A 12,836-nucleotide genomic window follows, 5' to 3' on the forward strand; every position below is an offset into this window, starting at 1 on the left:
GGTCATTCCCGCGAAAGCGGGAATCCATACGGAGGCACTAAGCACGCGACGTATGGATTCCCGCCTGCGCGGGAACGACGGGTAACACGGATCAGAAGCTGTAGTTCGCGCGAGCGTAGATGTAACGCCCGCCCGTACCGAACGGCGTGTAGTTGGCAAACGGCGTGTTGCTGGTCGTATTCAGGGACGGCGGCAAGGTCTCCGAATACTGGTCGAACACGTTATCCACACCCACGGCCAGGTTCATCTTCGGCGTCAGGGCATAGCGGGCTTCCAGGTCGACGATGGTCTTCGAGCCCAGATTGAAGTCGAAGGCAGCCGTGGTGCCCGGCGACAGCACCTCGCCGTAGCGGGTCGCGCGCAGGGTTGCGCCCCACTGCGCCAGCTTCCAGTTCGCGCTCGCCGTGATCTTGTTCTTCGGCTGGCCTTTCTCCAGCGTCAGCACGTTCAGGCGGTCGAACAGCACCGGCGCCGGGTTCAGGGCCGCCAGCTGGGCCGTGGTCGGCACCTTGGTGACTTCGGTGTGGTTGAAGTTGCCGGCCAGGGTGAAGTCGAAGCGGCCGCTGGCGCCGAGGTTCAGCGGGTAGTTGGCGACGATGTCGACGCCGGTGGTCTTGGTGTCGACGCCGTTGATGAAGAAGCGGCCGCCGCCCACGCCGGTGAAGCCTTGCGAGACGATGTAGTTGCGCACCGCCGCCGAGGTCAGGTTCTCCGACAGGATGATGCGGTCGGTGACGTCGATGCGGTAGGCGTCCACGGTCACGGTCAGCGGGTCGAAGCGCATCACCGCGCCCAGCGAGTAGTTGGTCGACTTCTCGGCTTTCAAGGGCTTGGCGCCGAGCGCCACCGCCACCGGGTCGGTCGGCTTGAAGGTGGTGATTTCGAACGGCACGCCGTTGATGAAGTTGGTCGAGGTCGAGGTGAAGTTCTGCTGCTGCAGCGAAGGCGCACGGAAGCCGTTCTGCACCGCGCCGCGCAGGGCGAAGGTTTTACTGAAGTCGTAGCGCGCCGACAGCTTGCCCGACAGGTTGCTGCCGAAGTCAGAGTAATGCTCGCCGCGTACCGCTGCCGACAGCAGCAGTTCCTTGGTGACGTTCGCTTCCAGGTCGACGAAGGCGCCGATCGCATTGCGGTGGGCGTTGGTCTCGTTGCTGGGGCGGAAGCCCGGGAACACCTGGGCGCCCGGTGCGGCCGGGGTGCCGTTGGCCAGTACCACGCCGCCGTAGCGGTAGGAATCCGGTTCGCCGGCGTTCAGCTGGTAGCCTTCGCGGCGCGCTTCGATGCCGACCGCCACGTTCAGCGGCGAAGCCAGCGAAGGCATGTCGACCTTGCGCACACCGGTCAGGTTCAGCACCGTCTGGTCGTAGCCGTAGCCGCCGGCGTCGAACACCGTCTTGCTGGTCGGGCCGATCGAGCGGTTCAGGGTGTTCTGGATTTCGTAATCCATCGTGTTCTTGCCGTAGACGATGGATGCATCCATGTCCCAGTCGCCGAGGGTCCAGGTCACGCCGCCGGCGGCGCTGTAGTCGTTGACGGTCGGGGCGATGATCGGCAGGAAGCCGTCCGGGTAGATCGAGGGGATGTTGCGCACATCCTGCGGTGTGCGGAAGTAGCCGGCCGAACGGGCGTCGCGGTTCTGGTAGCTGGCCCAGCCGTAGATCTTGACGTCGCCGCTCAGGTTGTTGCCGGCGTTGACGAACAGGGTCGACTGCTTGACTTCCGGCTCGCCGTACCAGGCGTCGAAGCGGTTGATGGTCAGCTCGCGCGGGTCATAGGCGGTGCCGACCTTCGGGTACAGCTGGCGCATGTCGTAGCCGGCGCGTTCGGTGTGCTCCTGGTTCTTGTATTCGGCGGCCAGGGTGATGAAGCCGCTTTCGCCCCATGGCAGGCCCTTCCAGGCGCTGACGGTGGTGGTCTGGCCGTCGGTGCGCTTGCGCGAGCTCGGTGCGGTCCAGGTGGCGCCGGCCGGGGCGACGTCGTTCAGCAGATCGTATTCGGTCTTGTGCAGGCCGTAGACCACGGTGCCCTCGCCGCCGCTGCGGTCGGTGCGCAGGCGGACATTGACCACGCCGGAAATCGCATCCGAGCCGTACTGGGCGGCGGCGCCGTCGCGCAGCACCTCGATGGTCTTGACCATGCCCGACGGGATCGTGTTCAGGTCGACCGAGGCCGAACCGCGGCCGATGCTGCCGTTCAGGTTGACCAGCGAGGAAGCGTGGCGGCGCTTCGAGTTGACCAGCACCAGCGACTGGTCCGGCGCCATGCCGCGCAGGGTGGCAGGGCGGATCGTGTCGGTACCGTCGGTCAGCGCGGGGCGCGGGAAGTTCAGCGAAGGCAGGGCCACCGACAGAGCCTGGTTCAGCTCGGTGGAACCGCTGGTCTTGAGGGAGTCGGCGGAGATGATGTCGACGGGCGAAGCGGTGTCCAGGGCGGTGCGGTTGGCAACCCGGGTGCCGGTGACGACCACGGTGGCGGCGTTGGCAGGGGTGGCGTTGGCGCTGTCCACGGTTTCCTGGGCCTGCGCCGCGGCGCCGGCGAACAGCGAGGCAATCGATAAGGCGAGTACGGTTCTTTCCGGTGCAAATCGTTGTTTCATCTCTTGGTCCTTCTTGTTGGGATGCCAACGATACTGTCGCGCGGGTTTGGCCTTGTCAATTCGCCTAATTGCTTAGATGTAATTACGCAACACCGTAGTTATTCAATTTGCATGTAAGGAAGGCGTAAGCTATTTTTTCCCGCGCAGGCGCTGGACGATGGTGACGGCCAGCAGGACCACGGCGCCGACGATCACGCCGGCCACGGCATCGATCAGGGTCGGCGTCACTGCCGCCAGCAGGCCTCCGATCGCCGGCACCCCGGCCACGGCGTGCGCGGCGCTTTCCGCAACATGGTGCAGCGGTTCGAAGGCATGGCCGATGATGCCGCCGCCGACCATGAACATGGCGACGGTGCCGATCACCGACAGCGCTTTCATCAGCATCGGCGCGCCCTTCAGCAGCATGTTGCCGATGGCGCGCGTGGCGCTGCCGCTCTTGCGGCTCAAATACAGTCCCAGGTCGTCGATCTTGACGATGCCGGCGACGATGCCGTAGACCCCGACCGTCATCGCGATCGACACCGCGACCAGGGCCGCCACCTGGGCGCCGAAGGAGGCGCCCTGCGCGTTGACCACGCCCAGCGCGATCACGATGATTTCCGCCGACAGGATGAAGTCGGTACGGATCGCACCCTTGATCTTCTCCTTCTCGACTTCGCACATGTCGGCGTTGGACGCCAGCGCCTGCGCCAGTTCCTCCTCGTGGGCGGCATCTTCGGCGGCGCTGTGCAGGAATTTGTGGGCCAGTTTCTCGAAACCTTCGAAGCAGAGATAGGCGCCGCCCACCATCAGCAGCGGCGTGATCGCCTGCGGCAGGAAGGCGGAAATCGCCAGCGCGGCCGGCACCAGGATCGCCTTGTTCTTCAGTGAGCCCACGCCGACCGCCCACACCACCGGCAGTTCGCGGTCGGCGTTCACGCCGGTCACCTGCTGGGCATTCAGGGCCAGGTCGTCGCCCAGCACGCCAGCCGTCTTCTTGGCTGCCACCTTGCTCATCAGGGCGACGTCGTCGAGAACGCTCGCGATGTCGTCGATTAACGCCAGCAAACTGCCTGCAGCCATTGTTCCGCCTCCAATATCAAGATGGCCACATCTTAACCGAGGCTTCACGACTTCTTCACACGGTTCAGACGCGTTTTTTGCGTTTCATCCCCGGAAATCTGCATCTCGTCGCTTTCCGGCGGAGCGTCCGGCGGACCCTACGTATAGTGACAACATTGGCTGCGGTACAGCAGCCTTGCCGACGAAGGAGATGCCATGACCACGAACCTCGCCAATTTCGCAGCCCTCGACCTGCCGCTCGCGCCGCGCCGCCGCGCCCGTCCGCCGAAGCGCAAGACCCGCATCACGATCTACCTCGACGACGAGGTCCTGGACGAGTTCCGCTCGCGCGCCGAGCGCACCGGCACCGGCTACCAGACCCTGATCAACGCCGCCCTGCGCACCCGTCTGGCTGTGCAGGAGGCACCGTTCGTGCCGGCCTGAACCTGCAAAAAACGCAGGAAGCCTGCCACGACAGGGCGTACGACAAACGTACGCCTTGTTTGTAGATTACATAGAGCAAGTAATTATGCTAATCTTCCGGCTCTTTCAACCCGGAGGATTTATGAAAAAAGGCGAACTGATCGCTGAATTTGCGAAGCGTACCGAAATGTCGGGTGCCGCTGCCAACGAGGCAGTGAACACCATCATCGACATCGTCACCGAGCGCCTGAAAAAGGGCGACACGGTCGGTATCACCGGCTTCGGCACTTTCTCGGTCACCAAACGCGCTGCCCGCAAAGGCCGCAACCCGGCAACCGGCGAAGTCATCAAGATCGCCGCATCGAAGACCCCGCGCTTCGCTGCCGGTGCGACCCTGAAGGCCGCCGTCAATCCGAAGAAGAAGTAAGCTCCGCTCTGGAGCGCTCAGGTGCTCCACCGCGGCGGGCCGCGGCTCCGGCAGCATGCCGGTTGCTGCGCGCCCCGCCCGTTTCCGTTTCATCCCCCTATTCCCATCCCAGCATGCTGCTCTCCACCTGGATCGCATTCGTCATCGCCGGCGTCCTGATCGCCATTTCTCCGGGTTCCGGCGCCGTGCTGTCGATGTCGCACGGCCTCGCCTACGGGCTGAAAAAGGCCAGCGCCACCGTGCTGGGACTGCAGCTGGGCCTGATCCTGGTGCTGGTCATCGCCGGCGCCGGCGTCGGCTCGCTGGTGCTGGCCTCCGATTCCGTGTTCACCGCGGTCAAGATCGCCGGCGCGCTCTACCTGATCTGGCTGGGCATCGGCCAGTGGCGCTCGAAGGCCCGCCCGACCGAGGTCTCGGCTGCCGGCCTGGCCGCCCATCCTTCCTTCGGCCAGCGCGTGCTGACCGGCTTCCTGACCAACGCGACCAACCCGAAGAGCATTATCTTCATGGTCGCGGTGCTGCCCCAGTTCATCTCGAAAGAAGGATCGATGCTGCTGCAGCTGGCGATCCTGGGCGTGACCATGGTCACCATCGATACCACCGTGATGCACGGCTACGCCTTCCTGGCTTCGTCCATGCAGCGCTTCTTCCGTGACGAGCATGCGGTCAAGATGCAGAACCGCTTCTTTGGCGCGGTGCTGATCGTGATGGGGTGTCTGCTCTTCCTCGTAAAGCGCAGCCACGGCTAAGAGCTCTGCGCTGTGTAACGTCAATAGCTGTTTCGCAACGATTTGTAACTGGCGTCGTCTGGCCCGCTTCCTGATGCGTTGTAAGCGGGTATAAACCCTAATAACAATCCCACGCTGGAGACCACGATGTCCAATTCGATTTTGAAGACAGCCCTGGCGCTGGCCTTCGCGACCCTGTCCACGCTGGCCGTGGCCGCGGATGAACCGCCGGGCCGCGTCGGCCGCGTTGCGCTGACCCAGGGCGCGGTCAGCATCGGCGGCGATCTCGGCTCCGAAATGACCCAGGCCCAGGTCAACTGGCCGGTCACCTCGGGCAATCTGGTCACCACTGCCCCTGGCGCCCGCACCGAGCTGCGGATCGGCTCGACCTCGATCCGCCTGGACGGCGATTCCTCGCTCGAAGTGATCGAACTGGACGACGACAGCATCCGCCTGCGCCTGCACTACGGCAGCGCCAACGTACGCGTGCTGAATGCGGAGGTGCTGCGCGGCTTCGAACTGGTCACCCCGCAGGCGCGCGTGCGCCTGCAGCAGCCGGGCCGGGTGCGCGTCGACACCGAGCGCGTGCGCGACACCAGCGCCGTCAGCGTGTTCGACGGCGTGGCCCTGGTCGAATCCGGCGGCTCCCAGCTGACGGTCCGCGCCGGCAAGCGCGCCGAAGTGACGGACGACGACATGCGCACCGCCAGCGCCATGCAGGATGCCTTCGACAGCTGGTCGGCCTCGCGCGACCGGATCGAGGACAACGCCGCCTCGGCGCGCTACGTGACGTCGGAGATGACCGGCTACGAAGACCTCGACCGCTACGGCCGCTGGCAGTCCGACAGCGAGTACGGCCCGCTGTGGACGCCGAGCGTGGCCGCCGACTGGGTGCCCTACCGCGATGGCAGCTGGACCTGGATCGAGCCCTGGGGCTGGACCTGGGTCGACAACGCGCCCTGGGGCTATGCGCCCTTCCACTATGGACGCTGGGTCTACGTGAACCGCCACTGGGCCTGGGCGCCCGGCGGCCGCGCCGAACGCCTGGTGTGGGCGCCGGCGCTAGTCGGCTGGGTCGGCGGAATCGACTGGAACATCACCTTCCGCGACCGCAGCCGCCGTCCCGGCTTCGGCTGGTACCCGCTGTCGCCGCACGACCGCTACGTGCCCTCCTACCACGTGTCCGAAGACCGCCTGCGCTGGCTGAACCACCACGTGCGGCCCGATCCGCGCCGCCCGCGCGACTACCGTCCGAACGGCCTGACCGTGGTGCCGCAGGACCGCTTCGGCCCCGGCGGCCGGGTCAACGTGCCGAAGGCGCCGATCGCCACCGTGCCGCCGGCCATGACGCATAACGGCAGGAACATCGGCATCCCGACGGCCAGCGCGCCGCCGGCGCCGCCCGAGCGTCCGCACCGCGGTAATATGGCCGATCGCGACCACGATGGCCGCCCGGACCGCTTCGAGGGCAACCGTGCCGACCGCAATGGCAACGGCGTGCCGGACCGTTTCGAGGGCAACCGTGCCGACCGTAATGGCAACGGCGTTCCGGACCGGATCGAGACCAGCCGTGTCGACCGCAACGGCAATGGCGTTCCGGATCGGATCGAGACCGCCCGCGTCGAGCGCGACGGTTTTGCGCGCCCGCGTCCAGGCACCGTGCAGCAGCAGGCGCCCGGCATGGTGCCGCCGGCCGCGCCGGTCCAGGCCCAGCCTGTGGTCAGCCCGACGCCGCACATCCCGCCGGCGGCCCAGCCGGTGGTGAGCCCGACCCCGCACGTGGCGGGAACCCCGCAGCCGGTGACGGCCAACACGCCGCCGCTGCAGGCGCCGAATGGGCCGGGCTGGCAGCGCCAGGAACGCGGCGGCTGGAACGAGGCGAACCGCGATCGGCGCGATGGCCGCGACGATCGCGACGGCCGTGGCAACGACGAGCCGCGCCGCGAGCGCCGCGACGACGACGACCGCCGCGAGCGCCACCGTCCGCAGCAGCCGCCGGTGTCGATGGCGGCGCCGGCCGCACCGGTCCAGCAAACCGCCGTGATGGCGGCGCCCCAGCCGGCCCCGCGGCCGGTGCCCGAGGCGCGCTTCGAGCGTCCGCAGCGCGGCGACGGCGAACGTGGCCGCGAAGCGCCGCAGCGCGCGGCGCCTCCGGCCCCGGCGCCGGCAGCAGCGCCCGCACCGGCCCCGGTGGCGCGCCCTGCTCCGCCGCCGCAAGCGGCGCCGCAGGCCAGTGCACCTGCACCGCGTGCGTCCAATCCGCGCGTCGAGGAGCGCAAGCGCGGCGAGCAGGATCGCTAGAGCCAGGCAGCTGCACCTGCCGCGTGGGCAGCCGGCGTCATCGACGCTGCCCACGCGGATACGCGATCACGGGACTTTGGCTACAATGCGGGTTTTACAGGAGTGGCCATGGACCCGAAAGAATCCCTCATCGAATACCCCAGCGATTTCCCGATCAAGGTGATGGGCGCGACGCATGAGTCCTTCGCCCCGACCATCCTCGAGCTGATCGTGCTGCACGACCCGACTTTCCATGAAGGCAGGATGGAAGTGCGTCCTTCGGGCAAAGGCAACTATACCGGCCTGACTGTTACCGTTCGTGCAACCAGCCGCGAGATGCTGGACAAGCTGTACACCGAGCTGTCTAAGCATCCGATGGTCAAAGTCGTCCTCTAAGCAACAGTATCGGAGGTCCTGCGGGCGCAGGAAATGAGCCTGGCTTATAATGTCGAGGCATTCCATTCCTGTCCCCACAGTTTCCATGCCAGCGAACCGCCCTGCCATCCGGGAGCTCGGCCGCGCCGATTACGACACCGTCTTCGCCGCCATGCGCGCCTTCACGGATGCGCGCACGCCCGACACCCCCGACGAACTCTGGATCGTCGAACACCCGCCGGTGTACACGCTCGGCCTCGGCGCCGACCGCGGCCATATCCTGAGCGCGCACGACATCCCCGTCGTGCAGACCGACCGTGGCGGCGAAGTGACCTACCACGGCCCCGGCCAGGTCGTGATCTATCTGCTGATGGACCTGCGCCGCAACAAACCGGGCGGCAAACTGTATGCGCGCCAGTTCGTCAACAAGATCGAGCAGGCGGTCATCGATGTGCTGGCGGCGTATAATCTGGCGGGTGAACGTGTCGAAGGCGCCCCCGGCATCTACATGGCCGACGGACCGCGCAAGGGCGCCAAGATCGCCGCCCTCGGCCTGAAAGTGCGCGGCAACGGCTGCACCTACCACGGCGTGTCGCTGAACGTGGCGATGGACCTGGCGCCCTTCACCTGGATCAACCCGTGCGGCTATTCCGGGCTGGCCACGGTGGACATGCGCACCATGGGCGTGGAAGCGCCCTTGCACGATGTGCAGCAGGCATTGGCGCAGGCCCTGGCCGACTACCTGTCTCCGGACGAAGACCAAGCCGGAACGCCGGCCGCCGCAACGAACAAACCAACCGAGACCCTAGCGGGGTAAAGAGCACATGACTTCCGAAATCGAATCCGGCGCCGCCGCAGCAGCAGCCTACAACGCCAGCGAGAAGCAAAAAGGCGCGAGCAAGACCTCGCGCATCCCGATCAAGATCGTACCGATCGAGCAGCACGAGCGCCTGAAAAAGCCGGACTGGATCCGTGTGAAGGCCGCCACCGCCTCCTCGCGCTTCTACGAGATCAAGGACATCCTGCGCGCGAATAACCTGGTCACCGTCTGCGAAGAAGCCAGCTGCCCGAACATCGGCGAATGCTTCGGCAAGGGCACCGCGACCTTCATGATCATGGGCGACAAATGCACCCGCCGCTGCCCGTTCTGCGACGTCGGCCACGGCCGTCCGGACCCGCTGGACGTCAACGAGCCGGGCAACCTGGCCAAGACCATCGCCGACCTGCGCCTGTCCTACGTGGTGATTACCTCGGTCGATCGCGACGACCTGCGTGACGGCGGCGCCGGCCACTTCGTCGAGTGCATCACCAAGACCCGCGCCCTGAGCCCGAACACCAAGATCGAAGTGCTGGTGCCGGACTTCCGCGGCCGCCTGGAAAAGGCCCTGAACATCTTCGCCGACGGCCTGCCGGACGTCATGAACCACAACCTGGAAACCGTGCCGCGCCTGTACAAGGAAGCGCGTCCGGGCGCCGACTACAAGCACTCGCTCGAGTTGCTGAAGCAGTTTAAGGCCAAGTACCCGAGCGCCGTCACCAAGTCCGGCCTGATGGTGGGCCTGGGTGAGACCGACGAGGAAATCCTTGAAGTGATGCGCGACATGCGCGAACACGACATCGACATGCTGACCATCGGCCAGTATCTAGCGCCGTCGAACTCGCACCTGCCGGTGCGCCGCTACGTGCACCCGGACACCTTCAAAATGTTCGAAGAGAAGGCCTACGAGATGGGCTTCGTGCACGCGGCCGTGGGCGCGATGGTGCGTTCGTCGTATCACGCGGACCAGCAGGCGCATGAGGCGGGCGTGGCTGCTTAAAGCCGTCTTTTCGAGCAGACTACGGTGGGCGGAAGCTGCCCACCCTACCGGGAACGATTCTCGTAGGGTGGATGGCCTCCGCCCACCGTTTTTTTAGTCTGTGGTTTGTCGAACGTAAGCTGCCCGCCTTCCACGCTATATTGGCGACATACCAAGCCTGTGCATCAAGAACATGAACCAACATCATTCAGGTCAGTACGACAACGATAGGGACACCCAAGACGACGACACCTTCCTCGAGCGCGAACTGAAGCTGCACGAGCGCGGTGTCGAACTGGTCAAGATGGAAGGCCGCGTGTTCCTGCGTTTCAGTGGCGCGGTGCGCGTGGATGGCCTGCACGTCGACTACCGCCTGGTGCCGGCGCGCGGCGTGCTGGCCAAGCCAAGTAAATGGCGCAAGATGGACCTGGGCGCCCGCCGCGAACTGATCGAAGAACGCGCCACCCGCGACGCCATCGACGACCTGAACCAGGAGGTCGAGGAATTCGTGCGCGACATCGCCGACCAGTGCGACGACGCCGGCTTCGACCCGATGCTGTTCCTGCACGTGCTGGAAGAACTGGAAACCTCCGAGCCGGCCGAATACGTGTTCGAGCGCATCCACCAGCGCCTCGAGCACGCCATCGAGCGCGACCAGGAAGAGCGCCATGCCGCGCGCACCAAGGAAAGCATCAACCTGGCGGAATATCCGCAATCCTTCGAGGTCGCCAGCAAGATGGCGCGCCGCTTCATCGCCCTGCTCGGCCCGACGAATTCCGGCAAAACCCACCGCGCGATGGAGCATCTGGCCCAGGCCGACAGCGGCGTCTACCTGGCGCCGCTGCGCCTGCTGGCGCTGGAAAACTACGAGCGCCTTCAGGGCGTGGTGACCGAGGATGGCAAGCCGCTGGCCGTCAGCCTGATCACGGGCGAGGAGCGGCGCCTGGCCGAAAACGCCACCCACGTCGCCAGCACGGTCGAGATGCTGGATACGAAGACGCCGGTGCAAGTGGCGGTGATCGACGAGATCCAGATGCTGGCCGATCGCGACCGCGGCGCCGCCTGGACCGCGGCCGTGTGCGGCGCGCCGGCGTCGACCGTCTATCTGGTCGGGGCGCCGGAAGCGCGGCGCGCGATCGAGGCCCTGGCCGAGCGCCTGGAATGCCCGCTCGAAGTGCACGTCTTGAAGAGAAAGGCACCGCTGTCGATGGAACCGGGCGCCGTGCGCAAGATCCGGAATCTGCGGCGCGGCGACGCCGTCATCGCCTTTTCGCGGCGCGACGTGCTGATGTGGCGTGACATGATCACGGACATCGGCCTCTCGGTGGCGACCGTCTACGGCAACCTGTCGCCGGAGGTGCGGCGCGCCCAGGCAGAGCGCTTCCGCGAGGGCCAGGCCGACATCGTGGTCGGCACCGATGCCCTGGCCATGGGCCTGAACATGCCGATCCAGCGCATCGTGATGACGACCGCGGTGAAATACAACGGGGTCGAGGAAGAAGAGATCTCGGCCGCGCTGGCCAAGCAGATCGCCGGCAGGGCCGGGCGCTACGGCGTGCACGAGGAAGGTTTTGTGGCTGGCTACGACGACGATACCCACGACATCATGCGCTCCCTGATGAAGGAAAAGATCCCACCCGTCAAAGCCAGCGGCTTCGCGGTGGCGCCTTCGCTGGAACAATTGCATCGCATTGCCTCGGTGACCGGCGAAACCTCACTGGTCAAACTGCTGCGCCGCTTCGTGCACAACATCGACGTGCCGGACGGCTTTTTCTACCCGCGCATTACGGAGGAGCAGAACGAGCGCGCCGAGTGGCTCGACACCCTCGATCTGTCGGTGGCCGAGAAATTCACGATGTCGCTGGTGCCGATCTCGACCCGGGTGCCGACACTGGAAAGCGCCTGGAGCCACTGGGCGCAGTCGCTGGCCAAGAAAAAAATCTGCAAGCTGCAGCCGCATCCTCAGGAATTGTTCTGGCAAAACCTGCAGGAAGTCGAGGACACCTGCCGCATGTATTCGGCCTATGCCTGGCTGGGTTACCGGATGCCTGACTTCTTCCCCAGCATCGAGCTGGCCCAGCAGCTGGCGCGCGAGGCGTCGGAGCGGGTGGATTCGCTGTTGCAGCAGCAGAATGCGGCGGCACGCAAAAAGCAGTCGAAAAAGCGAGAGCGGTGGTAAATCCAGCGATCGAGCAGGGGGCGCTGGTGAGTTAGCTCATGCACGTCATCCCCGCGCAGGCGGGGATCCATGCTGACTTTCCGAAGCCTGTGACTTAATAACCTTCCCGACCGCCTCCAGCCACTCCTCCCACAGCGCCGGATCCCGCGTCTGCCCATCGGCCCCCAGCTTGTACTCGCTCACCAAGTCCGCCAGGTCGCTGGATTCGGTCAGCTCGACTTCGCGCTGAAGAAAGGCCAGCATGGCCCGGTAAGCCTGCTCGACCGTCATCGTGTTGTCCGCTGCGTTCATGTTCGACCTCCTTCGATGACCACAGCTTACTGCGATCAAGGCCGGCAGCGCGCCGCGATCCCGGTGCCGTCCGCGCCCGCCACCGGGATGTCGGAGGGTGGCGTGCCATTGCCCAGCACCATGGTGTTGCCGCCGACATAGCGCAGCGGCAGCTCCTCGCCCGCATAATCGTTCAGGCCCTGCGGCACGTAGATCGCGAAGCGGTAATCGAGGTTCGTATAAAAGCCGTGGCGGAACACCTGGCTGGGCGGGCCTTCGTGGATCTCGGCCGCGATGGCGTCGACGATGGCGGCGGTGTCTGTGCGGGTGTTCAGATCGATGCTGTCGTCCAGCCGCAAGGTGTAGGGACGCAGCGGGCCGAAGCGGTGGCCGCCGAACTGCACGCGGAAACGGTCGATGTCGTAGTAGAAGGCCGGGACGTTAGCGGCGGTGACGTCGATGCTGCACAGCACGAACACGGCCCAGAAACCCTGCGATTCCAGCGGCTGCACGAAGTGGATCGCTTCATTGCGGCGCAGGGGCACCGGGTTGTGGAAATCGACCCGGTGCACGTTGGCGACGTGCTGGTAATGCAGGACGACGGTGTCGCGTAGTCCGGGGTCCACGCTCGTGCAGCCGGCTGCCAGCAGGCAGGAAAGCAAGAGCAGGGACTTGAACGGCTTGCGCATTGAGGGTCTCCAGCGAACGCGTCAAGCTTGGG

General features: G+C 65.7%; 12 protein-coding genes. 8 read left to right on the top strand and 4 right to left on the bottom strand.

Features of this window, described 5'->3' with window-relative positions; translation table 11 throughout:
• Positions 1-91: 91 nt before the first annotated feature.
• Both AC07PE_RS17480 and AC07PE_RS17485 read right to left on the bottom strand, forming a co-directional pair.
• Positions 92-2,596: a TonB-dependent receptor plug domain-containing protein gene (locus tag AC07PE_RS17480; protein ID WP_498766704.1), complete on the bottom strand. Its 2,505-nt coding sequence runs from the start codon at positions 2,594-2,596 to the stop codon at positions 92-94.
• A gap of 129 nt (positions 2,597-2,725) precedes the next feature.
• Positions 2,726-3,658, bottom strand: coding sequence for a DUF808 domain-containing protein (locus tag AC07PE_RS17485; protein ID WP_498766706.1), 933 nt, complete (start codon positions 3,656-3,658; stop codon positions 2,726-2,728).
• Between the two features lie 195 nt (positions 3,659-3,853).
• On the opposite strand from AC07PE_RS17485, the gene AC07PE_RS17490 reads away from it, so the two are divergent.
• From AC07PE_RS17490 to AC07PE_RS17525, 8 genes are all read left to right on the top strand, one after another.
• Positions 3,854-4,081: a BrnA antitoxin family protein gene (locus AC07PE_RS17490; RefSeq protein ID WP_498766708.1), complete on the top strand. Its 228-nt coding sequence runs from the start codon at positions 3,854-3,856 to the stop codon at positions 4,079-4,081.
• 121 nt (positions 4,082-4,202) lie between these two features.
• Positions 4,203-4,487: an HU family DNA-binding protein gene (locus AC07PE_RS17495; protein ID WP_498766710.1), complete on the top strand. Its 285-nt coding sequence runs from the start codon at positions 4,203-4,205 to the stop codon at positions 4,485-4,487.
• Between the two features lie 113 nt (positions 4,488-4,600).
• A complete protein-coding gene (locus AC07PE_RS17500) occupies positions 4,601-5,236 on the top strand; it encodes a LysE family transporter (RefSeq protein WP_498766712.1) in 636 nt (211 codons plus the stop codon).
• A gap of 126 nt (positions 5,237-5,362) precedes the next feature.
• Positions 5,363-7,516 (top strand): DUF6600 domain-containing protein, encoded by a 2,154-nt coding sequence (locus AC07PE_RS17505; RefSeq protein WP_498766714.1) that lies wholly within the window; start codon positions 5,363-5,365, stop codon positions 7,514-7,516.
• A 102-nt stretch (positions 7,517-7,618) separates the two neighbouring features.
• Positions 7,619-7,891 carry a DUF493 family protein gene (locus AC07PE_RS17510; RefSeq protein WP_498766716.1) on the top strand — a complete coding sequence of 91 codons (273 nt, stop codon included), beginning with the start codon at positions 7,619-7,621 and terminating at the stop codon, positions 7,889-7,891.
• An 85-nt stretch (positions 7,892-7,976) separates the two neighbouring features.
• Entirely contained in the window at positions 7,977-8,687 is a 711-nt protein-coding gene (gene lipB / locus AC07PE_RS17515) for a lipoyl(octanoyl) transferase LipB (RefSeq protein ID WP_498766718.1), read from the top strand.
• A gap of 7 nt (positions 8,688-8,694) precedes the next feature.
• Positions 8,695-9,687 (top strand): lipoyl synthase, encoded by a 993-nt coding sequence (gene lipA / locus AC07PE_RS17520; protein WP_498766720.1) that lies wholly within the window; start codon positions 8,695-8,697, stop codon positions 9,685-9,687.
• Between the two features lie 172 nt (positions 9,688-9,859).
• On the top strand, positions 9,860-11,845 hold the full coding sequence (locus AC07PE_RS17525) for a helicase-related protein (protein WP_498766721.1): 1,986 nt from the start codon (positions 9,860-9,862) through the stop codon (positions 11,843-11,845).
• Positions 11,846-11,890: 45 nt separating this feature from the next.
• Here AC07PE_RS17525 and AC07PE_RS17530 read toward each other — a convergent pair whose 3' ends face one another.
• Entirely contained in the window at positions 11,891-12,136 is a 246-nt protein-coding gene (locus tag AC07PE_RS17530) for a hypothetical protein (RefSeq protein WP_498766723.1), read from the bottom strand.
• A gap of 35 nt (positions 12,137-12,171) precedes the next feature.
• Positions 12,172-12,804, bottom strand: coding sequence for a hypothetical protein (locus AC07PE_RS17535; RefSeq protein ID WP_498766725.1), 633 nt, complete (start codon positions 12,802-12,804; stop codon positions 12,172-12,174).
• Positions 12,805-12,836 lie beyond the last annotated feature (32 nt).

It is taken from the genome of Telluria sp. GW821-FHT07G12, from assembly GCF_059418525.1.

What these genes read in the sequence shown, in the direction of transcription:
- AC07PE_RS17480 (WP_498766704.1), bottom strand. Translation starts at nt 2,596, where the DNA reads ATGAAACAACGATTTGCACCGGAAAGAACCGTACTCGCCTTATCGATT.
- AC07PE_RS17505 (WP_498766714.1), top strand. Translation starts at nt 5,363, where the DNA reads ATGTCCAATTCGATTTTGAAGACAGCCCTGGCGCTGGCCTTCGCGACC.
- AC07PE_RS17500 (WP_498766712.1), top strand. Translation starts at nt 4,601, where the DNA reads ATGCTGCTCTCCACCTGGATCGCATTCGTCATCGCCGGCGTCCTGATC.
- AC07PE_RS17525 (WP_498766721.1), top strand. Translation starts at nt 9,860, where the DNA reads ATGAACCAACATCATTCAGGTCAGTACGACAACGATAGGGACACCCAA.
- AC07PE_RS17495 (WP_498766710.1), top strand. Translation starts at nt 4,203, where the DNA reads ATGAAAAAAGGCGAACTGATCGCTGAATTTGCGAAGCGTACCGAAATG.
- lipB (WP_498766718.1), top strand. Translation starts at nt 7,977, where the DNA reads ATGCCAGCGAACCGCCCTGCCATCCGGGAGCTCGGCCGCGCCGATTAC.
- AC07PE_RS17485 (WP_498766706.1), bottom strand. Translation starts at nt 3,658, where the DNA reads ATGGCTGCAGGCAGTTTGCTGGCGTTAATCGACGACATCGCGAGCGTT.
- AC07PE_RS17535 (WP_498766725.1), bottom strand. Translation starts at nt 12,804, where the DNA reads ATGCGCAAGCCGTTCAAGTCCCTGCTCTTGCTTTCCTGCCTGCTGGCA.
- AC07PE_RS17490 (WP_498766708.1), top strand. Translation starts at nt 3,854, where the DNA reads ATGACCACGAACCTCGCCAATTTCGCAGCCCTCGACCTGCCGCTCGCG.
- AC07PE_RS17530 (WP_498766723.1), bottom strand. Translation starts at nt 12,136, where the DNA reads ATGAACGCAGCGGACAACACGATGACGGTCGAGCAGGCTTACCGGGCC.
- lipA (WP_498766720.1), top strand. Translation starts at nt 8,695, where the DNA reads ATGACTTCCGAAATCGAATCCGGCGCCGCCGCAGCAGCAGCCTACAAC.